The sequence below is a fragment of the Micromonospora sp. CNZ322 genome (assembly GCF_007827755.1).
Genome location: NZ_VITD01000016.1, coordinates 85,874 through 106,295, shown reverse-complemented (window position 1 = coordinate 106,295; position 20,422 = coordinate 85,874). Strand labels below are relative to the sequence as shown.

General features: G+C 68.8%; 19 protein-coding genes. 7 read left to right on the top strand and 12 right to left on the bottom strand.

What is annotated here, in order from left to right:
- Position 1: 1 nt before the first annotated feature.
- Positions 2-364, bottom strand: a complete 363-nt coding sequence (locus FB453_RS28745) for a YciI family protein (RefSeq protein WP_091407872.1) — start codon at positions 362-364, stop codon at positions 2-4.
- Between the two features lie 242 nt (positions 365-606).
- On the opposite strand from FB453_RS28745, the gene FB453_RS28740 reads away from it, so the two are divergent.
- The gene (locus tag FB453_RS28740) at positions 607-1,479 is read left to right on the top strand and encodes an aldo/keto reductase (protein WP_112582695.1); all 873 of its coding nucleotides are present in this window, start codon (positions 607-609) and stop codon (positions 1,477-1,479) included.
- Positions 1,480-1,546: 67 nt separating this feature from the next.
- Here FB453_RS28740 and FB453_RS28735 read toward each other — a convergent pair whose 3' ends face one another.
- The 3 genes from FB453_RS28735 to FB453_RS28725 all read right to left on the bottom strand — a co-directional run bounded on the left by FB453_RS28735 (position 1,547) and on the right by FB453_RS28725 (position 5,127).
- A complete protein-coding gene (locus FB453_RS28735) occupies positions 1,547-1,939 on the bottom strand; it encodes an effector-associated constant component EACC1 (RefSeq protein WP_112680800.1) in 393 nt (130 codons plus the stop codon).
- 14 nt (positions 1,940-1,953) lie between these two features.
- Positions 1,954-4,158 carry a M48 family metalloprotease gene (locus FB453_RS28730; protein WP_145795279.1) on the bottom strand — a complete coding sequence of 735 codons (2,205 nt, stop codon included), beginning with the start codon at positions 4,156-4,158 and terminating at the stop codon, positions 1,954-1,956.
- 174 nt (positions 4,159-4,332) lie between these two features.
- Positions 4,333-5,127 (bottom strand): alpha/beta fold hydrolase, encoded by a 795-nt coding sequence (locus FB453_RS28725; RefSeq protein ID WP_145795277.1) that lies wholly within the window; start codon positions 5,125-5,127, stop codon positions 4,333-4,335.
- A 204-nt stretch (positions 5,128-5,331) separates the two neighbouring features.
- Here FB453_RS28725 and FB453_RS28720 point away from each other — a divergent pair, with 204 nt between their 5' ends.
- Positions 5,332-6,690 carry a pentapeptide repeat-containing protein gene (locus tag FB453_RS28720; protein ID WP_145795275.1) on the top strand — a complete coding sequence of 453 codons (1,359 nt, stop codon included), beginning with the start codon at positions 5,332-5,334 and terminating at the stop codon, positions 6,688-6,690.
- Positions 6,691-6,732: 42 nt separating this feature from the next.
- Here FB453_RS28720 and FB453_RS28715 read toward each other — a convergent pair whose 3' ends face one another.
- Entirely contained in the window at positions 6,733-7,314 is a 582-nt protein-coding gene (locus FB453_RS28715) for a TetR/AcrR family transcriptional regulator (protein WP_186718618.1), read from the bottom strand.
- A 223-nt stretch (positions 7,315-7,537) separates the two neighbouring features.
- On the opposite strand from FB453_RS28715, the gene FB453_RS28710 reads away from it, so the two are divergent.
- The 3 genes from FB453_RS28710 to FB453_RS28700 all read left to right on the top strand — a co-directional run bounded on the left by FB453_RS28710 (position 7,538) and on the right by FB453_RS28700 (position 10,621).
- Positions 7,538-9,004 (top strand): MFS transporter, encoded by a 1,467-nt coding sequence (locus FB453_RS28710; protein ID WP_145795271.1) that lies wholly within the window; start codon positions 7,538-7,540, stop codon positions 9,002-9,004.
- Between the two features lie 105 nt (positions 9,005-9,109).
- Positions 9,110-10,096: an SEC-C metal-binding domain-containing protein gene (locus tag FB453_RS28705; RefSeq protein ID WP_145795269.1), complete on the top strand. Its 987-nt coding sequence runs from the start codon at positions 9,110-9,112 to the stop codon at positions 10,094-10,096.
- A gap of 69 nt (positions 10,097-10,165) precedes the next feature.
- Positions 10,166-10,621 carry a nitroreductase family deazaflavin-dependent oxidoreductase gene (locus FB453_RS28700; protein WP_145795267.1) on the top strand — a complete coding sequence of 152 codons (456 nt, stop codon included), beginning with the start codon at positions 10,166-10,168 and terminating at the stop codon, positions 10,619-10,621.
- Positions 10,622-10,714: 93 nt separating this feature from the next.
- On the opposite strand, the gene FB453_RS28695 is transcribed toward FB453_RS28700, so the two are convergent.
- From FB453_RS28695 to FB453_RS28675, 5 genes are all read right to left on the bottom strand, one after another.
- Positions 10,715-11,947 (bottom strand): MAB_1171c family putative transporter, encoded by a 1,233-nt coding sequence (locus FB453_RS28695; protein WP_145795265.1) that lies wholly within the window; start codon positions 11,945-11,947, stop codon positions 10,715-10,717.
- Positions 11,934-12,437 carry a hypothetical protein gene (locus FB453_RS28690; RefSeq protein ID WP_145795263.1) on the bottom strand — a complete coding sequence of 168 codons (504 nt, stop codon included), beginning with the start codon at positions 12,435-12,437 and terminating at the stop codon, positions 11,934-11,936. Before FB453_RS28690 ends, FB453_RS28695 begins: the two co-directional genes overlap by 14 nt.
- Positions 12,438-12,452: 15 nt before the next feature.
- Positions 12,453-12,911: a helix-turn-helix domain-containing protein gene (locus FB453_RS28685; RefSeq protein WP_145795261.1), complete on the bottom strand. Its 459-nt coding sequence runs from the start codon at positions 12,909-12,911 to the stop codon at positions 12,453-12,455.
- Between the two features lie 372 nt (positions 12,912-13,283).
- Positions 13,284-14,741 (bottom strand): FG-GAP-like repeat-containing protein, encoded by a 1,458-nt coding sequence (locus FB453_RS28680; protein WP_186718616.1) that lies wholly within the window; start codon positions 14,739-14,741, stop codon positions 13,284-13,286.
- A 91-nt stretch (positions 14,742-14,832) separates the two neighbouring features.
- A complete protein-coding gene (locus tag FB453_RS28675) occupies positions 14,833-15,990 on the bottom strand; it encodes an FG-GAP-like repeat-containing protein (protein WP_145795256.1) in 1,158 nt (385 codons plus the stop codon).
- A gap of 733 nt (positions 15,991-16,723) precedes the next feature.
- On the opposite strand from FB453_RS28675, the gene FB453_RS28670 reads away from it, so the two are divergent.
- Together FB453_RS28670 and FB453_RS28665 are read left to right on the top strand one after the other, a co-directional pair.
- A complete protein-coding gene (locus FB453_RS28670; protein WP_145795254.1) occupies positions 16,724-16,936 on the top strand; it encodes a hypothetical protein in 213 nt (70 codons plus the stop codon).
- Between the two features lie 116 nt (positions 16,937-17,052).
- Entirely contained in the window at positions 17,053-18,546 is a 1,494-nt protein-coding gene (locus FB453_RS28665; protein WP_145795252.1) for a hypothetical protein, read from the top strand.
- A 248-nt stretch (positions 18,547-18,794) separates the two neighbouring features.
- Here the strand turns inward: FB453_RS28665 and FB453_RS28660 are convergent, their stop codons facing one another.
- Both FB453_RS28660 and FB453_RS28655 read right to left on the bottom strand, forming a co-directional pair.
- Complete coding sequence (locus tag FB453_RS28660; RefSeq protein ID WP_486480509.1) at positions 18,795-19,133, bottom strand: DUF6244 family protein; 339 nt, start codon at positions 19,131-19,133, stop codon at positions 18,795-18,797.
- A gap of 360 nt (positions 19,134-19,493) precedes the next feature.
- A complete protein-coding gene (locus FB453_RS28655) occupies positions 19,494-20,144 on the bottom strand; it encodes a hypothetical protein (protein WP_145795250.1) in 651 nt (216 codons plus the stop codon).
- Positions 20,145-20,422 lie beyond the last annotated feature (278 nt).

Below are 20,422 nucleotides of genomic sequence, written 5' to 3'. Positions count from 1 at the left end.
CTCAGCTGCCCGCCTTGACCAGCGGGAACTCCAGGGAACCGGCCGGGCAGAGGAAGGTCAGCACCTCCACCCGGTAGAGCCCGGCCTGCACCGCCGGGTCAGCCTCCAGCACGCTGCGGACATCGTCGACGCTGCCGGTACGGGCCAGCCCGAAGCCGATCGGCGGGTCCGGCTCGCGCGCCGGCCCGTCCACTGAGCCGGCGACCAGGACGATGCCGCGTCGCTGCAACGCCTGCATGTGTTCGGCGTGCTCGGCCTGCAACCGTTGCACGGTCTCCGCGGGCAGGGCCCGCCCGGCCGCGCCGGGATAGATCACGATGCACTCGTACGTGTCGAGCGCGAAGTTGACCTGCGGCACTCCCATGGGTGCTCCCTCCGCCGTCGCGCCGGAACGCACCGGCTCCGGCCAGCGTCGCACGGACACCCCGGTCGTACCGGGCGCTTCCCGGCAACTCGGCTCGGCGCGCTGCCGGCGTGTCCGCGCCCACACTCGGCCGACCGGCGGCATGGCGGCGGGGTTCCGGGGGATGATCCTTCGGTGGTGGGTGGGCTCTTCACGCCCGCGCTGTCCACGCCCTCCACGACGAGACGATTGGGGATCGGGCAATGGCAACAAATATCAGTGAGCAGCCCGCGAAGGCGTCCGGCACGTACCGGATCGGTGGCGATGTCACAGTCAACCGGCTCGGCTACGGGGCCATGCAGATCACCGGCCCGGGTGTCTGGGGTGACCCGAAGGACCCGGCCGAGGCGGTTCGCGTGCTGCGCCGTGCGGTCGAGCTGGGCGTGACGTTCATCGACACCGCCGACTCGTACGGGCCGTTCGTCTCGGAATTGCTGATCCGGGAGGCGCTGCACCCGTACGCCGATGACCTGGTGATCGCGACCAAGGCCGGATTGAGCCGCTCCGGCCCCGGCGACTGGCGTGCGCTGGGCCGCCCGGAGTACCTGCGCCAGCAGTGCGAGCTGAGCCTGCGCCACCTCGGCCTGGACAGCATCCCGCTGTACCAGCTGCACCGGATCGACCCGAAGGTGCCGCTCGCCGATCAGCTCGGTGAGCTGGCCCTGCTGCGGGAGGAAGGCAAGATCCAGCACATCGGGCTGTCCGAGGTGAGCGTCGCGCAGATCGAGGAGTCCCGGGCGATCACCACGATCGCGTCGGTGCAGAACCTGTACAACCTCGCCAACCGCAGCGCCGAGGACGTGCTGGAGTACTGCGAGCGCAACGACCTCGCGTTCATCCCGTGGTACCCGATTGCGACAGGTGAGCTGGCCCGCCCGGGCGGCCCGCTGGACGCCATCTCCACCGCGCACGGCGCGTCCCCCGCGCAGCTCGCGTTGGCCTGGCTGCTGCGCCGCTCGCCGGTGATGCTGCCGATCCCCGGCACGTCCTCGGTGGCGCACCTGGAGGAGAACGTGGGCGCGGCCGACGTGCGGCTCACCGACGACGAGTTCGAGGCGCTCGCCAAGGCGAGCTGACCCACCGCGCCGGACGCCGTCGGCTCAGCCGGCGGCGTCCGGAGCCGGGCTCCCGGGCGCCGTCGGGTCAGTCGACGGCGCCCGGACCGGGCTCTCGGGCGGCGCGTAGCGCCTCGGTCGCCTGGGCCAGCAGGCGAGCGGAGTCGGTCCGTCCGCTCACCTGCAACTCCACTTCGGTGTCCCCGGTCTGGATCCGGATGCTGGCCTCGGTGCGCTGCTGGTCGACCCAGGACTGCAACAGGTTGAACAGCCCCGGAAGCAGCCCCTGGGCCAGCACCGCGATGATCACCGCGTCGCTGAAACCCGGCCGACCACCGCCGCCGCCGGCCGGGCGGACTCCCGGCCGGTACTCGGGGCGGCGGTGGATCCAGGTCAGCAGGTCGACCGACGGAGGCTGCCGCTGCCGGGGGTTGATGGTCAGCCGGACGGGCAGCCGGGCTGCGGTGTCGCTGTCGGTCACGGTCTGTCTCCCGGTCAGTCGGCGGCGGGTCGGAAGGTCACGTTGTCCCCGTCGGCGGTGGCGACGCCCGCGACGGTGAACGCATTGTCGTCCTTGAACGGTGAGCTGCCGCCGAAGTAGGTGGTCGTGCCACTGGCCTCCACCCTGCCCTGCGTCTCGGTTGGGGTGGAAACCTGGGCGCTGGCCGGGCCGGTGAGTTCGACGGCGAGCTTCGGGTATTCGAGGATCTTCCAGGTGATCTTCTGGATGGAGCCGCCGTAGTAGCGGAACGGGCAGCCCGGCGGGGCGGCGACGGTCTGCTTGGCGCACTCGTCCAACCAGGCGCGTACCCGGGCCTCGACGGCCTCGATCGCCGCCGGCTTGAGCACCGGCGCCAGTTGCAGGACGGCTGCGGTCTCCCCCGGGCCCACCAGTACGGTCGCGCTCGGCGTCTCGCTGAGCGCGCTGGACGGGCCGGTCGCGCTGTAACCGCCGGGTAGCAGCACCACTGGCGGGCCTTCGGTGGCGACCGGCAGCTCCACCCCGTTGAGCCGTACTCCGGGGTCGGCGATCGCGGCGTTGAGCTGGGTCGGCGCGCCGCTCAACCGCCAGCCGTGGAACAGCCCGGCGGTGGTCTCGTCCTCGCGGCGCAGGGTGAGGGTGGTGGTCTCCCGCGCGTCACCCAGCCGGTACGCCACAGTGGCGGTGGCGCTGTCGCCGTCGCGCTCCAATGAGCTGATCTTGACGTCGGTCGGTGGTTGGTAGCCCTTGCCGCGCAGCAGTTGCGCGAGCAGCTTGGTGTCGGCGCCGCTGCCCTGGTCGGTCAGGTAACCGAGCGCGGCGTCGCTGTCCCGGTCGGCGAGCGCGGCGAAGTAGCCGTCGATCGCCGCCTGGGGGCGGAAGAACGCCCACTGCACCACGCCGAGCCCGCTGGTGCCGAGGCAAGCGACCAGTGTGAGGGCGCCGACCAGCAGCCAGGTGCGGCGGGTGCCGACCGGGCCGGCGGGGTTGAACAGCCCATCGGCGGTGACGGGCTGGGCCGCCCCGGCGGGCGCACCGGCCAGCGACGCCCGCTCCAACGCGTCGAGCCGCAGCTCGTGCGGCGGGTGGGTGGCGCAGACCGCCTCGTCCCAGCCGCTGCGGCCGGTCTCGAAGGACAGCCGCCGTTCCAGGATGCGCCGCAGACCGTCGACGTGCCCGGTGAGCACAGCGCCGAGGTCGGCCCGGTACTCGGCGGCCCGCACGTCACGGGCGTGCAGTGGCAGCACCACGTACCGCATGGTGAGCAGCACCGGCCAGAAGAACACGAAGACCACGAAGTTGGTGCCCGGGTGCGGGAACGTCCGCATCAGCCAGGTCGGCAGGGCGTGCGCGAGGGTCAGCGGCAGGCCGACACCGCGGACGAAGGCGCTGGTGATCTCGTCCCCGGTGCGCCAGTGCACCAGCTCGTGGCTGAGCAGCGCGGCCACCTCGTCGTCCGGTTCGGTCAGCACGGCGGTGGTGACCACCACGTGTCGGGCGTACGTGCGGGCGTTGCTCAGGACCGGGTCGTCCTCCATGAGCAGCCGGGGCACGCTGGGCAGGCCGAGCCGTCGGGCGCAGTCATCGAGGATGGGGCGCAGCCGCGCGTCCTCGCGGCGGCTGGGCTGGCGGGCGCCCGAGACGACCAGCAGGCGGGGTTCGAGCAGCACCCGGTAGAGCGTGTAGAGGACGCCTATCAGCGCCGCCGCGACGACCGTGCCGATCAGGCCGGTGAGCAGCGCGAAGGGCTCGTCGGCGACGCCCAGCCAGGGCAGCGCCAGCACGACGAGGAAGCCGACCAGGAAGCCGATCGCGAAGCCGGCCACGCCGCCGAGCACTCCGCCGGAACGGGTCAGGAACGCCTCGATCAGCGAGCCGATCAGCGGGGCGTCGCGCAGCACCTGGGGCACCTGGTCGTTGGCGCCGGCCCCGATGGCGAAGAGCCCGGCGACGCCGAACGCGAGACCGCCCCAGAACGCGACGAGCAGCGCGATCGGCAGGTAGAACCAGGTGGCGAGGAACGCGCCGAGCACGCCGCGCCAGTCCCGCAGGATTCCGGCCCGCAGCCAGACCAGCGCGCTGGGGTAGCCCGGTGGGCGGTCGGCGAACCCGCCGGTGGGCGGCGGGGTGTGGGCCGACGGCGGTTGGGCGGCCCGGACGTCGAGCTGCGGCACGGTCGGCGGGGTGTTCTCCGGCGGCACGGTGGGCGGCTCGGTCATGAGCGCTGCTCCCTCTCGGAGGATGGTGTCCACTGTCGGGAATGGACAGCCGGAGCAGGCTATCGAGGACCTCTGATGCCTGAAACCCCCTTTCCCACGAACGTCGCGCACCCGACACTCACCGTCGCGGATCCGGTGCGGCCGTCCCCTCCGGGACCACCGCACCGGACCGGATCAGAGCGCGAGGCAGTTGGGTCGCACCGGGCCCTCGACCAGGGCGCCGCGCACGATGGTGTACGCCGTGCCGTCGAGCACCAGACCGAGGTGCCCCACCACCCGCAGCGGGCAGTACGCCTGGATCAGCACGTTCGTCGCACCGTCGTTGACGGCGGCGTTCCCGGTCGGCCGGACCAACTCGTCCTGCACGGTGCGGATGGTGGTGTAGCGCACCGCGCCCGGGGTGTCGTCGCCGGCGTTGAGGTCGGCGAGGAACGCCGAGCCGATGCTCATCTGTTGGCAGGCCACCACGCCGGCGCAGCTACCCAGACCCAGGAACGCCACGATGTTGGCGACGTACGTGCCGTACTGCGGTGTGCCCAGGCTGACGTAGCGACCGACGGTGGCGGTGCCGCCGAGCCGCTTGAGGTAGTACCGGCTGACCAGGCCGCCTTCGGAGTGGGCGACGACGTCCACGCTCGCCGCGCCGGTGCTGGCGCGGACCTGGTTGACGTAGCTGGCGAACGCGCGGGCCGAGGTGGGGATGTCACCGAGGCCCAGCCCGGGCAGCTGGTAGATGAAGGTGCGGTAGCCGTCGGCGCGCAGGCGGGCGGCGATCGGCTCGTACGCGACGGCGACGCCGCTGAGCCCGCCGACCACGATGACGGGGTTGGCCGCCGCGGCGGCGAAGGGTGTCGTGGGAGCGGCGGTGGCCGGGGCCGGCTCGGCGGGGGCGGCGGTCGCCGTGGCGGTGGACGCGAGCAGCGCGGCGGTGGCGAGGGCCAGGACGAGGGCGGTCTTTCGGAGCAGCATCGCTGCACCTCCGGGGGGAGGCGCCCGGCGAACCGGGCAGGTGGGTGGGGGTGTCCGGTCGACCGTGTGACGATCATCCCCGCAACAATTCAGAAACGTCAATGACTTGTTACGCGCCGGTAACCCGTTGTTCCGACGGAGGCGTAAACGGTCATACCGTCACGCTCCATATCGGACACCGACCCTGCCTGGCATGCTGTGGCCGTGGCTGTCGACGAACCCACCGAGCGCGAGCTGCGGGTGATGCCGTGGTGGCTGGTCCTCGTCGGCCTGCTGGTCGCCATCGCCCTGGGCTGGCTGGTGCTGGACCTGCTGCTCACCGAGGCCGACCGGGCCAGCCAACCGGACACCCGCGCCACGCTGCGCATCGACGCGATCCGCACCGGCCTGACCGTCGTCGCGGGCACCGGCGGAGGGCTCGCGCTGCTGCTCGCCGCCCGCCGCCAGTGGATCGCCGAACGGGCGCAACGGCACCAGGAGAACGTCGCCGCACGGGACCAGGTGCACCGGGACCGGGTGCAGGCGCACGCCGAGGCGGTGGCCGAGGCCGCGCAGCGCCACCAGGACCGGCAGTCCGGGGCCGCCGAGCACGACGCGGCGGAGCGTCGACTGACCGAGCTCTACACCCGGGCGGTCGAGCTGCTCGGCAACGACAGCGCGGCGGTGCGCCTCGGCGGCCTGCACGCGCTGGAGCGCCTCGGTCAGGACAACCCGGGGCAGCGCCCGACGATCGCGGCGGTGCTCTGCGCGTACCTGCGGATGCCGGCGCCCGACGGCGAGCCGCGCGAGACGGAGGTCCGGCGCAGCGCGCAGCGCGTGCTCACCCGGCACCTGCGCGCGGACGACGCTGCGCACTGGCCGGAGCTGAGGCTCGACCTGGCCGGCGCCACGCTTGTCGACTTCGACGCCGCCGGCTGCACGCTCGTCGACGCGAACTTCACCGAGGCGGTGTTCACCGGCACGACCACCTTCGCGGGCGCGACGGCGCGAGGGCGGCTCCTGCTCGACGCGGCGACCTTCGGCGACGTGGTCTTCGAAGGGCTCGCGGCCGACGGCGAGGTCATCCTCGACGACGTTCGCGTCGGCGGTGGGGCCAGCTTCGATGGTGCCGCCCTTCCCGGCGGCCTGGCCTGCCGGCGAGCCAGCTTCGCCGGCCCGACCTCGTTTCGCCGGGTGACCTTCGGTCAGCCGACCAGCTTCGACGCCACCCGCTTCGAGGACGCCGCCACGTTCCGGGAGGCCGTCTTCGACGGCGCCCTGTCGATGGAGCACACCGAGTTCGGCAGGTCGGCCAACTTCCACTCGGTCCGTTTCACGAACATGGCGCTGTTCCGCTGGACGGTGTTCGGCGCGGAGGCGTTGTTCGACCGGGCCCGCTTTCTCGACGCCGCGAACTTCGGCCGGGCCCGGTTCCACAGCATGGCCAGCTTCCGCGACACACAGTTCAGCCGGCCGCCGCAGGTCGAGCAGGCCCGGGCGGTGGCCGATCCCGGCCACCGCTGGCCGGCGGGCACGACCGTGGATCGCCTCGACGACGAGTGGCTGCTGCTGGTCGACGGCTGACCGGCCGGGACGGTCGTCGGCGTGGCGCGGCCGGCTGGGCCGTCAGCGCGGCGTGGCTGGCGGGCGCAGGCCGTCCAGGGCCACGCCGAGCACCCGGTCACGCTGCTCGGGTGACGGGAACTGGGCCATGGTGAGGCCACTGATCAGCCGCACCACGTCGTCGAAGCCGATGTCGTCACGGACCACACCGGCGGCCTGTGCGCGACGCATCAGCGGCTCACCGGCGGAGAAGATCTCCGCCCGGCAGCTGGTGAAGATCTCGGAGTCGTGCAGCAGCTGCTCGGCGAGCGCCCGCTTGGTGGCGACGTACGCGACGAAGCGGTGCAGCCAGGCGACGAGCGCGTCCCAGGGCGGCAGCTCGGCGAGGCCCTCGGCGGTGTGGCACAGCGCCCGGACCTCCTCGACGTAGACGGCCTCGAACAGGTGCTGGCGGGTCGGGAAGTTGCGATAGAGCGTGCCGATGCCCACGCCGGCCCGACGGGCCACGTCCTCCAGGGAGGCGGCGGCGCCGTTCTCGGCGAACGCCTCGCGTGCCGCCGCGATCAGGGCGTCGTAGTTACGCCGCGCGTCGGCCCGCTTGGGCCGCTGGGCGAAGACCTCGGGCGCCTGCCCCGCGCTGGTCATGACGTGCGTCACCTCACCCTGGTTGCATCCGGAGGCAACCCTCCGCTAGCTTAGTGGAGGCACCCCTCCGGAATCCCGGAGGCCTGCCTCCGGTTACTGTACCTCGGGACCCGCCCGATCGCCGCCTGGCCACCCCGATCGCCCGGACCCCGACAGACCACCCCGTCCCGGACGACGGGCGACAAAGCCTTCATTCCCGTACGTAATCAGGGAGTTTTCTCTCGTGGCAGTGACTTCCCGACGCAGCTCGCGTCGGCTCACCTTCACCGTGCTCGCGGCCGGCGCCGGGTTCTTCGCGATGCTCCAGTCGCTGATCACCCCGGTGCTGCCGACCATCCAGCAGGACCTGCACACCTCCCAGAACACCGTGACCTGGGTCCTGACCGCCTACCTGCTCAGCGCGTCGATCTTCACGCCGATCCTCGGACGCGTCGGCGACATGGTCGGCAAGGAGCGGATGCTCGTCGTCTCGCTCGCCGCACTGGCCCTCGGCTGCCTGCTCGCCGCCATCGCGCCGAACATCGGCATCCTCATCCTCGCCCGGGTCGTGCAGGGCATCGGCGGAGCGGTCTTCCCCCTCTCGTTCGGCATCATCCGCGACGAGTTCCCGGCCGCGCGGGTCTCCAGCGCGGTGGCTGCCATCTCGGCGATCGTCGCCGTCGGCGGTGGCCTGGGCATCGTGCTGGCCGGCCCGATCGTCAGCACGCTGGACTACCGCTGGCTGTTCTGGATCCCGATGGTCGTGGTCGGGCTGACCGCCGTGGCCGCGCACCTGTTCGTGCCCGAGTCGCCGGTCCGTACCCCCGGTCGCATCGACTGGCGCGCCACAGTGCTGCTCTCCGGCTGGCTGGTCGCGCTGCTGCTGCCGATCAGCCAGGGCGCCACCTGGGGCTGGACCTCCACCCGGGTGCTCGGCCTGCTGGCGCTCGCCGTGGTGCTGCTGGCCGGCTGGCTGGTCGCCGAGGTGCGCTCGAGCAACCCGCTTATCGACATGCGGATGATGCGCCTACCCGGCGTCTGGACCACCAACCTGGTCGCCCTGCTCTACGGCGCGTCGATGTTCTCCGTGTACGCGTTCCTTCCCCAGTTCGTGCAGACCCCGACCATCGCCGGCTACGGCTTCGGCGCCAGCATCAGCCAGGCCGGTCTGCTCATGCTGCCGATGCTCGTCGCGATGTTCGTCGCCGGCCTCATCGCCGGGCGACTCCAGGCCGTCTTCAGCGCCAAGGCGCAGCTCGCCACCGGTGCCGCGTTCAACGTGGCCGCGTCCGCGATGCTCGCCACCGCGCACGACACCCGCTGGGAGGTCGCCATCGCCGGTGGCCTGGTCGGCCTCGGCATCGGCCTGGCCTTCGCGTCGATGGCCAACCTGATCGTCGCCAGCGTGCCCGCCAGCCAGACCGGCGTCGCGACCGGCATGAACGCCAACATCCGCACCATCGGCGGCGCGATCGGCGCGGCCGTGGTCAGTGGCGTGATCACCGCGCACCCGCAGGCCAACGGTCTGCCCCGGGAGGCCGGCTTCACGATGGGGTTTCTCGTCCTCACGGCGATCGCCCTTGCCGCCGCGCTCGCGGCCCTCGCCGTCCCGTCCGCCCGGCGGGCGTCGGCCGGTCGCCGGCCGTCCGCCGCAACGATCGTCGAGTCGGAGCTAGCGGGCGAGTTCGCCACCATGCCGGCGACCCGCTGAGGGAACGTGTCGCAGCCCGGGCGGTTCGCCGCCCGGGCTGCTGCATGTCCAGGAGTACGCTGGCCGCTCCCCCACCCACCGACAGTCGTCTTTCAGGATGCGCCCATGTCCGAGTTGCTGACCGCCGACCGCATCGAAGAGATCGGCGCCCTGGGTTCCGGTAGCCCGAACCCGGCCGCGTTCGTCGCGGAACTGGTGAACGCCGTCGACGAGGGGCGCGTCGCGGACCCCGACGACACCGGGTACGCCCTGCTGGTCGCCGCGGACATTCTGGAACAGGCCGGTGACCTGGCCGACGCGCTCGCCCTGGCCACCCGTGCCATCGCCGAGCAGCCGGACGACAACGCGTACGCCCGAGCGGTGCGCGGCGGTCTACTGCTGCGCCTCGACCGCTCGGACGAGGGCATGGCCGAGCTGACCGCCCTGCGTCCCCTGTTGGAGACCGATCCCGCGGCCACGTACCTGATCGACGAGCTGGCCGAGGCCGACCACGCCGACACGGCGCTGGAATGGCTCACCGGGGCACTGGACGCCATCCTGGAACGGACCCGCACCCAGCAGCACGAATCCGAGGACGCCCAGGACGAGGCCGCGGCCATGATCTACGGCCTGGCCCAGCGGCGGCACGACCTGCGCGAAGAGCAGGGCCTACCCCACGACGAGTACGACAACCTCGCCGATCGGCTGCGCGCCGCGAGCACCCACGCGCTCGACGCCCTCGACGACGGCCCGGCGACACTGCTGTTCTGGCCGCAGGCGGAGTTCACCGCACTGCTGCTGCGCTGGCCCGCTCTGGTCGACAGCTACCCGGCCACCTGGGACGAGCACCGCGCCCAGATCGAACGCGCCCTCGTCGACGCCTCCGGCATGGGCGGCGCCGACCTGGGCGTGGTCGTCGGCACGGTCGCGGACCTGGCGGCCTTCGCCGAACGCACCGACAGCGACCCCACCAGCGAGGAAACCCTCGACGAGTACGCCGACAGCCTCGACGAGTCGGGCGTGACAGCCTGGCCGCCCGGCCGCAACGACACCTGCTGGTGCGGGTCCGGCGCCAAGTACAAGAAGTGCTGCCTGCCGCGCTCGCGCAGCTGATTGTTCCGGGCGCTCCGACCCCGACGTACGGTCGATGCGTCCGGTCGACTCGACGATGAAGGCGATGGCGTGACCACACACGAGCACAACGAGACGGTCGAGGACAGCCCGGTCGGCTGGGTCGCCAGCCACATCCGGCGCTACGTGCGGACCGACGGCGCGGACGGGGGCACCTTCCACGGCGTACCCTCGCTGCTGCTCACCACCCGCGGACGCCGATCGGGCACGCTGCGCCGCACGGCCCTGATGTACGGGCGCGACGGCGACAACTATCTGCTGGTGGCGTCCAACGGCGGCGCGGCCAAACACCCCGCCTGGTACCTGAACCTCAGCGCGGACCCTGCGGTGGAGATCCAGGTCGGCGCGGAGCGGATCACGGGTCGGGCCCGGACCGCGACCGGCGAGGAGCGCGTCCGGCTGTGGCCGGTGATGACGAAGGTCTTCCCGACGTACGCCCGCTACGCGAAGGAGACCGACCGCGAGATCCCGGTCGTCGTCATCGAGCGCGAACCCTCCATCGATTGACACCTCCCACTGCCAGGAAGGATCGGGTGACCCTAGGTCTGCACCCACTCCGGCACGGCACAGCAGTTCGCGTCGATCTCGCGACACCAACGCTCACACGCGCTGATCGGTGGCCGGCGCGGTCCTCGGACGTTCAGCGGGTGACGGTGGCCCGACGAACTTCTGGACCGCCGGAGAGAAATAGAAGGCCCTGACCCGCAGAAGTGATTCGACGTCACTGTCAAGATCTGGCACTGCGGCGCTACCGGCGAAAGCGACGGTGCCGCCTCTCTCGACGGAGCGCTCGGACTTGAAACGCAGCCCAGCAGCGGTCCAGCACGCCTCGATGGCCGCCTCGGCGGCCTCTCCGGTAAGCCCCATCTGCCTGGCAAGATCTTGTGCGGCGGAAATTGTTGACTCATCGACATAGGTGGCCAACTCGGATTGCGCGTCCCGGATCTCGATGACCCGTCGGTAGAGACGTAGTCGTACCTGTAGGACGTTGGCAACGTCGGCCATTCGGCTTGGCGGTGCGCTCAGGACCACGTCAGGCACGGAAAGTTGCAATGTATGCCACAACCGGTAGAGGCGGTGCAGCCGCGCGGTGTCGCGGATATATCGCCGCGTCGGCCTGCTGACCGGCACCGCCGCGCCGATCGCAAGCAGTGTCAACCCGACGCCGAAGAGCGACTTGGAGAAAAGTACGTAGCCCGGCCCCTCCAGAAGCTCGATGTGCGCCGCGTGGCTAAGAATGAAGACGATTCGATTGAGAATGTAGGCCAACAGGACTGAACCGCCCACGGCGGTCACCACGATGCTCCAGTTGCCCCTGCTGCCGAAACGCCTCAACGCGAGCTTCCAGATCGTCAGCAGCGCCCGCGCGACAGCGACCACGATTGCGGACTGGTAAAGCAGTCCGTACCAGACGGTGTAAGGCGATTCGGCGGACTCGGTGACGAAGTCGTCACCGCCGGGATGATGCGGGGCTGCCGCGAATAGGAAACACATGCCAATCGCCGCACCGCCGGGCAGCAGGAGGTTGGTCTTTAACCGGTAACCCTTCCCCGGCGCGGTGGTAGCAATGGCGGACGCGAGGCCCGAGGCGAGGTATGCCACGATCAGACCTGCGACGTTCTTCACCAAGACACTCAGGTCCACGAGACCGGTCGCTGTATCGACGGCTCGGCTGATCACTGCCAGATTGAGGGTGGCCGCGACGGCAAGTCCAGCCTGCAGCAGGAAGGCCCAGCTGTCCCGCGAAGATTGCCTGCTACGGCCCACCTGGACGGCGAGCACCAACCAGAGTGCGCCGACGGCAACGATTTCGATCAGGTCACCAGTGGACATCGCGGGACGCCTGGCTATTGAACTCTTCGAGAATGTTGGCGGGCTGAAGGCCGATTTCCGGTGACTGCATACGCTGCGCGAGCAGCGTCGCGATCACCTCCGCTTCCTGCTCGGCCACCAGGGAGTAGGTCGACCTCGTCAGCACGGAACGGACCATCTCCACATCGAGATCGGGCATGATGGCGGCAAGTGCATCCGTGTCCGCGTTGCAATGACGACAGAGCATGTGCCCGATCTCGTGAAGAATGATGTGCTGCTGATGCAGTGGCCGGGTGTCCCCGTTGTAGAAGATGTGATCTGCCGCCTGGGTTTCGATCCACATTCCCCCAGGAGCCCCCTGAGTGCCCGCCATGGCGAGTGGGTGCAAGTGCAGCGGACGTTGCCTGGCCGCGGAGATGTGCGCACAGAGGGCTGACATCGTGATGAGCCGGGGAAGAGACAGCTCCTCGAGGACGCGCGCGGCCATCCGCTCAAGCCGACGCAGTCGCATGTCAGGCTCCTCAGGTCATTGCATGTCGTCAGGTGTTGGGGCGGCCGGCTGACGAGACGGGTCATCCTCGGACTCGGTGAGCCGGTCGATCCGGCGGGCATGTTCGATCATGCCGTTGATGGCTTCGAGACTCGGGGCAGAGAGGCCAGCAACGCGCATAGCCACATGACGCACCGACTTGTCGCTGAGCGCCGCGAGTAGCTCGAGCTGCTCGTCGATCTGACGGGCGGCCTCATTGTCCAGAAAGTAAACCGGGGAGACACCAAAAAAACGAGCTAGAGCTTCAATGTGTCGAATGGTGGGGTTGTCACGGTGCCCCTTACGGAGCTGCCAGACGTAGGTATGCGAAATCATGACACCAGTGGCACGTATCCTCGTCGCGACTTCCTCATAGGAGTACTCACGACCGCCTGGGCGGACCGTCTTGAATAACCGGTCCAACTTATCAGCTATGGTCGGTCCGCGGTTGCCCACTGATCGTCACCTCCCTCGTACCAGGCAGGTGTCGGGGCCTACGTCCTTGGCGCGGCGTCGCTGCTCAAGCCAAGCTCCATGAGCGACGAGACGCCCCCACGCCTCGCCCGACTGGTCTGCCGCCTCGTCCGACGCTTGCCGGAAGCACCCACCGCATGCTCAGCCAGCGGTCGCAACATGCTACTCCAGACGACAACCATGATCATCGCTGGCGGCTACTCATTGGCGGCTCGATCCCGAAGCCGACGCCGGACTGATCACTGCCAAAGTCGAACGCTGGGATCACAACCGACGGCGAGGGCCGGATCCACAGGGATCCGGCCCTCGCGTTGTCAGGGGCTGGTTTGTGCTGTTTCCGTTCTTCGGGATTGCTCAGAACAGCCGGTCGTACATTGTCCAGTTGACGCCGATGTGCACGCCGGTCGTGAACGGCGCACCACCAGGGTTGCTGTCCATGTTGTTCGGGAAGTGCCACAGGGTGCCGTCCGGCTTCGTCGCCACCAGGTCCGCGTGACCATCACCGCTCACATCAGCAGCCACCACCCGGTCAAAGTCCGTCCAACCCCTCCCGATCTGCGAGCCCGTCGTGAACGGCAGGCCACCGCGGTTGCTGTCCATGTTGTTCGCGTAGTACCACAGGGTGCCGTCCGGCTTCGTCGCCACCAGATCCGCGTGACCATCACCGCTCACGTCAGCAGCCACCACCCGGTCGAACGCAGCCCAACCCGTCCCGATCTGCCAACCGTCGATGTACGGCCGTCCACCGGCGTTGCTGTCCATATTGTTCGGGTAGTACCACAACGTGCCGTCCGGCTTCGTCGCCACCAGATCCGCGTGACCATCACCGCTCACGTCAGCAGCCACCACCCGGTCGAACGCAGCCCAACCCGTCCCGATCTGCGAGCCCGTCGTGAACGGCGCACCACCAGGGTTGCTGTCCATGTTGTTCGGGAAGTGCCACAGGGTGCCGTCCGGCTTCGTCGCCACCAGATCCGCATGACCATCACCGCTCACATCAGCAGCCACCACCCGATCGAAGTCCGTCCAACCCCTCCCGATCTGCGACCCAGTCGTGAACGGCGCACCACCAGGGTTGCTGTCCATGTTGTTCGCGTAGTACCACAACGAGCCGTCCGGCTTCGTCGCCACCAGATCCGCATGACCATCACCGCTGATGTCCGATACGTGCTCGCGTGGCGGCTCGACGACTCCGCCGCCAGATCCGGCGATCGGAGAGGTGAAACCGACGACCTCTCCGTTACGGAGTGATGAGGTGCGGTCGCGTCGATGCGTCGCGTCGCTGGTGTTGCCCTCGATCGTTGTCAGCTTGCCGCCCGAATAGGATTCCACGATGCCGACGTGGTCGATGTCCTCGTAGACCTTCGGATTGAATGGCGGGTTCCAGTCGAACACGACGGCGTCACCGGGCTGCGGAGTGTAGCCACTGTTTGCGGCGTGCCACGTGCCCCGACTCAACCCGTACCGCCAGAACGAGTACGCCCAGGGACTGAGACCCTTGAGGTCGGTAACGCCGCCGACCTTCCAGACGTACCGCGCGAAGTCAGCGCACCAGGCGTTCTTGCGAAAGCCAGCACGCCCACATTCGTTGTAGCCGGAAACCCAGTAGCCGCTGTAGAAGTTGCAACCGCTCCCCATCGGGATTTCCACGTTGCGACTGCTGTTGGCGAGCTCAGATCGGGCAACCGAAACAATCGAGTCGCGCGAGGGAGCCGCGTGCGCGGCCGATGTTGCCACGACCGGAGAGAGCGCGGTAACGCCGAATGTTACGGCTACCAGCCAAATCCGTCGGGATTTATTGGCGAAAAACATAGTGACCTTCCGTCTTTTGGGCGCAATGATCCAGCACCCGTTCATTTGTCATGTGGTCGCGAAGTGTCTCGGGAGGTAAAGAGACGAACGGCTAGGCGATGCGGCCGTAGATCTGCCAGCCAGTCCCAACCTGCTTACCGTTAATGAAGGGCGCTCCGCCCGCGTTGCTGTCCATGTTGTTCGGGTAGTACCACAGCGAGCCGTCCGGCTTCGTCGCCACCAGATCAGCATGACCGTCACCACTGACGTCGGCCGCAACCATCCGATCGAAGCCCTGCCAGCCGGCCCCAATCTGTCGTCCGTCGATGAACGGGCGTCCACCGGCGTTGCTGTCCATATTGTTCGGGTAGTACCACAACGTGCCGTCCGGCTTCGTCGCCACCAGATCCGCGTGACCATCACCGCTCACGTCAGCAGCCACCACCCGGTCGAACGCAGCCCAACCCGTCCCGATCTGCGAGCCCGTCGTGAACGGCGCACCACCAGGGTTGCTGTCCATGTTGTTCGGGAAGTGCCACAGGGTGCCGTCCGGCTTCGTCGCCACCAGATCCGCATGACCATCACCGCTCACATCAGCGGCCACCACCCGGTCAAAGTCCGTCCAACCCCTCCCGATCTGCGAGCCCGTCGTGAACGGCGCACCACCAGGGTTGCTGTCCATGTTGTTCGCGTAGTACCACAACGAGCCGTCCGGCTTCGTCGCCACCAGATCCGCATGACCATCACCGCTGATGTCAGCCGAAGCCACCCGGGAGTACGCCTGCCATCCGACGCCGACCTGGCTCCCCAGAACGAAGGGCACGCCGCCGGCATTGCTGTCCATGTTGTTCGGGTAGTACCACAGCGAGCCATCCGGCTTCGTCGCCACCAGGTCCGCGTGTCCGTCGCCGCTGACATCGCCCACGCTGCCGCCGGGCGATCGGGCCTGCTGACTCCACAGCACGCCCGAGATGATGTCCCCGTCCCTGGCCTGTGGCTGATAGGCGTAGGGCGTAGCCGAGACCTGCACCTCCTGACAGATCTCGCCGATCGGGTCGGTCATCCAGGTGCCGGGGCGGACCCTGAGCATCTTGTCGAGGAAACTGTTCGTCGCGTGCACCGGGTTCATGATCTGATCGACGGTCCCCCATCCGGTTGAGGGCCGCTGTTGATAGAGACCGATGCTGTCGCGATCGCCGTATGTGAGATTGCGAATGTCGCTCTCCACGATTGTCGTGGTGATGGCGATCGTCGCGGCACGCCGGGCCATGCCCCGGTCCTTGACTCTGGCGACTATGACACGAGCGCACGACACTTGGTATGCCGTTATCGAGTGGGCCAGCTTACCGGTCAGACGACCGTTCAACGCGGCGGCTATCTGCCCATCCGAGGTGGTCGGTCCCCCCGGATCGCAGGCCGCTGTCCCAGCGGCAGAGGCGGGGTCGGAGACCGCGAGAAAGGCTCCGATCGCGAGTAGCACGGATAACGGCACCGAGACGATTCGATGCAGCGTTAAACTTCTCATAACTGTCCTAAACTCAAACAAAGCTATTGGCGACACGTTCTCCGGAGTGCCCTGATCCATCGCACGCGTCTAACGGATCCGTCCACCCCCGTGCAGACGGTCTTACCGGTTCCCCGATCCGGGCAATAGGCTTGAGGGTTGCGTCAGAACCTCGGGCCCTGCCGCTCTGAAACGCTTCGAAAAACCGGGCTGATGAAAGCTTCAGCGGCATAAGCGGAGGTTTATGACGGACACAATCCTCACTGCGGGGACCCATCTAGTCAACGCCATGTCACATTTGCGACGCCGTCCTCAGAAATTGCCCCCGACCCTGCCGTCGGGACAGTTTTGATCGTCTCTTCGTGCTACTGCGCCCGGCCATAGATGGCGCTACCTGCCGCTACCTTGCATAGCGGACAAGCTGGCTGATTCTGGCTGCAGCCGCTGGCAGTTCCAGCTCCTACCGGGAACGTCGGCGGTCCATCGACCCGTGGCTCCGATGCCTTCGGCGCCTCCGGGCGCGTACGCCCGATCGGCGCGCGATGCCCTGGCGCTGCGCCTCGGCCCCGAGGACGAGGGTCTGGTCGAGCCGACCTCCCTGCGCCAGCGGCTGGAGACCGACGCCGAGCACAGGCCGCGCAGCTCGTTGACGACCCTGATGACCGGCGGTCCGGTCGGACCCGCGACAGACGCATCCAGGGTGGAGCATTGACCGCGACCACGATCTACGCCACGATTCCCTGAACTGAGATTTACGACTGACTGCTATGCGTAAACCGGCTTGCGGCTAGTCGTACGCCAGCGTCTAACGGGGGAGATTGTTGCCGAATGACCACGTCCGCGATGGATGCTGTCAACCCACCCAACTCCGGGCCGAAAGCGTCCTCGCCGGTCAGCCGGCGCCGACTACTCACCGGCGGTTCCGTAGTCGCCGCTTCGCTCCTGGGCCAGGGCGTCGTCGGAAGCTCCGCGCGCGGGGCGGCGGGCACCGGACTCTCGACCGGGAAGATTGACATCACCCCGGCGACAGGCGTCTTTCTGGCCGGTTACGGCGTGGACGCACCGCGCAGGTCGACCGGAACCGCGGCGGCATTGTTCGCCCGGTGCACCATCTGGTGGTACGCGGGGGTGCCGCACGTCATCGTCAGTGCGGACGTCCTAGGCTTCGCACGCGGCATGCACCGATCGATCCGCAGCCAGGTGCTCAACCTTGGCGTGGCGTCGGCAAACTTCGCGCTGACCGCGACCCACACGCACAACGGCCCAGTGCTCAGCGACAAACTGGACCCGTTCATCGCGTACGGGATGAGCGACGCCCAGCAGGCACAGGTGCGCACCTATAGCGATGGGCTGGCTACGCGAATCGTGCAACTTGTCCGCGACACGCTCCGCGATCCGCAGACGCCCTGCACCCTCGACTACCAGACCGTCAGCCAGCACTTCTCGTACAACCGGGAGGGGCTGCCGTACGTGGAGTCGGAGGTGCCCATCCTGACCGCCCGTACGCCCGGCGGCGCGCCCTTGGCCGTGCTGTTCAGCTACGGGTGCCACCCCGTGACGGCCGGGTCTCAGGCCCTGTTCGACCCGGACTACCCCGGGGACGCGGTCTCCCGGGTCGAGGCCGCGACCGGTGCCTTCGCGCAGTTCCTGCTGGGGGCGGCCGGCGACCAAAACCCTTCCGGTGCACGGGGCTGGGCACAGCGAAGCATGCGTGGAGGTGAACTCGCGCAGGCCGTCATGAGCGCAGTCGCCCGGCCTGGCAGTCCGCTCACCGGCCCGACAACCACCCACTACCGCGAGGTGAGCCTGCCGCTGGACGTGACACCGACCGCGGACAATCTTCGGCAGTTGTCTGCGGTCTACGCCGCGCGGATGGCCAACACCGGCCTGCCAGGCTTCTACCGACGGCACGCGCAACAGATGATCTCGCAGGTGGAAGCCGGCACGTTCGCGACGTCGATCCCCCTGCCCGTCCAGTCCTGGACGTTCGCCGGCACCCCAAGTCTGCGGCTGCTGCTGGCCGGCGGCGAGATCGTTTCCGGGTACGCCGTATACCTCCGTACGCGATACGGCACGTCGAGTCGGCTGCTCTTCGCCGGGTACGCGAACGAGGTACCCGCATACCTACCCAGTGATGAACTGCTCCGCAGGCCTTCAACGTATGCCGGCGGCATCGACAGCGACTTTCCGGGCGTCGCCGGTGGCTCGATGACGGTCTACGGCTGGCTCGGGCATTTCAGAGGAAAGCCGACTGCGGGCTCTCCTGACGGGGTGGAACAGATCCTCATCAACGCGCTCGACGCCGCACTGACGGCGGCGTAGCGAGTCTGTCCGTCAGCTGACCGCAGCGAGGTCTCGGTCGCGCCACCTCGTCGTCGTTGTTTGAGGCGCGGTTGGGCGCATCGACCAACGACGGCCGCCGCCGTGACGCGTCTGGTTCAAGATCACTTGATGGCAGACAGCTTGGCGCAACGCCACTACCGACGCTGGCCAAGATCGAGGGACCCCAGACCTGACGACCGGTTTCACCACGGCGGGTGGTTGGTGGGTTGCGCTGCCACCACCCGTGGTCAGTTTCCCAGCGCTCGAACCTTGGCAATCGTCTCCTGCACATGCTGTTTCGCGGGGTCGCCACCCTGAGAGGCCTGCGCGAGCGCCTGACGGTACGAGTCAATCATGCCGATCAGCGGACCGCCGGCCACACCCTCCAGGGCGCCGGCGACGAGTGCCCGTGCCTCGGCGGCGTCCTGTGCTGCCGCTGCGGTCTTGGCCTTCGCCTCGTCCAGCTTCTGCGACGCCGCCGCCAACCTCACGATGATCTGTGCTGCGCTCACGCGCACCTCCCGGTGATCGACCATCGCCTCCACCACCGCACCGGCAGAGACCACATGGGAGCGTACGAGATCCACGCACCCAGCGCGACCGGCCGCGTGCTTCCGCGTCACCTCGTGGGCAGTGGTCGCCCCACACGAGCGGCTCCGACGGAATTTGCCCACTGGGCGCCCGACCAAGTCCGCGTGGCAACCGAGATCTTGGACAGTTTCCGTTAGCTCGTAACGGAAACTGTCCAAGATCTTAAGCGACGCGGGACCGACAGGCGTCGGGGCGGTCGGAGTTTCAGCGCTGACCGGCAGTGAGCGCAACATTGCGCAAAATCAACACGGGATAGCTGAAGTCGGGGTATCCCGCTGGCGCGGATACCCCGACTTCAATGAAACCGAGTGGATCACGCCCCTCGGCGGGCCAGGACAGACGGGCCACGCAGCGCCTTACGGCGACGGCGGGCCGTTCTGCGCCCGGGTGATCAGGTCGTGCAACGGCTTGGTGCCGCTGCCGACCATCACACCCGTCACGACGGCGTCGACCCAGACCGCCACTCCGTTCCAGTCGGCGCCGGCGACCGCGTGCAGCACGTAGAACCCGCCGGCGCTGGACGCCACGGTGGCCAACCCACTGGCGAGGCCCCACGCGACGATGGTGCGGTTCGCCTTCGCCCGCGCGACCTTGGCGGTGGCCACGGCTACCGCCTCGCGATCAGCCTCGGTGGGGCCGTCGACCCGGCTGTTCACGTCGGTCACCGTTCGGGACAACGCGGCCTCGGCGGCGCGTCCCGGCAACCACCGTGAGAATGGTTCCAGGATCCGCTCGACCGCTGCGGCGAAGACCAGCAGGGTGAGGAAGACGCCTGTGGTGTCCTCGGGCTGGATCTTCGCCGCGGAGGCGCCGCTGCGCCAGAGCAGCCAACCGCCGGCCGCGCCGACGGCGATCAGCCCGAAACCCACCACCACCGCGCCCGCGCCGGCCTGCTGCGAAGCGGCGACGACCGACAGCCCCGGCTCCTGTTCGGAGCGAGGTGCCGCCGATCCTACGGCGGCATCGGCGATGCCCGGCGAAGCGGCAAGCCCGTCGCTTGGCGGCATCAGCTCAACCTGGGTGGACGTCTGTCCCTGCAATTCCCTGACCAACCTTTCGACCTGCCGCTCGCGAGATGTCGAGGTGTGATGATCCAGACCCTCGGCAAGCGGATTGCGCACCGGCTGCGCTCGGGGCGCGAGACTACGGCACCCGAGTGGGCACGGTAGACGGCCGGGAGGTGTGACGCTACGAGAACGCGCGGAGCCCAGTGGAGGGACCGGCCGGCAAGCCGCGATGTCGGGCGACGGGGACCACGCCGGAGCGCGAAGCCTCCTAGACTCGG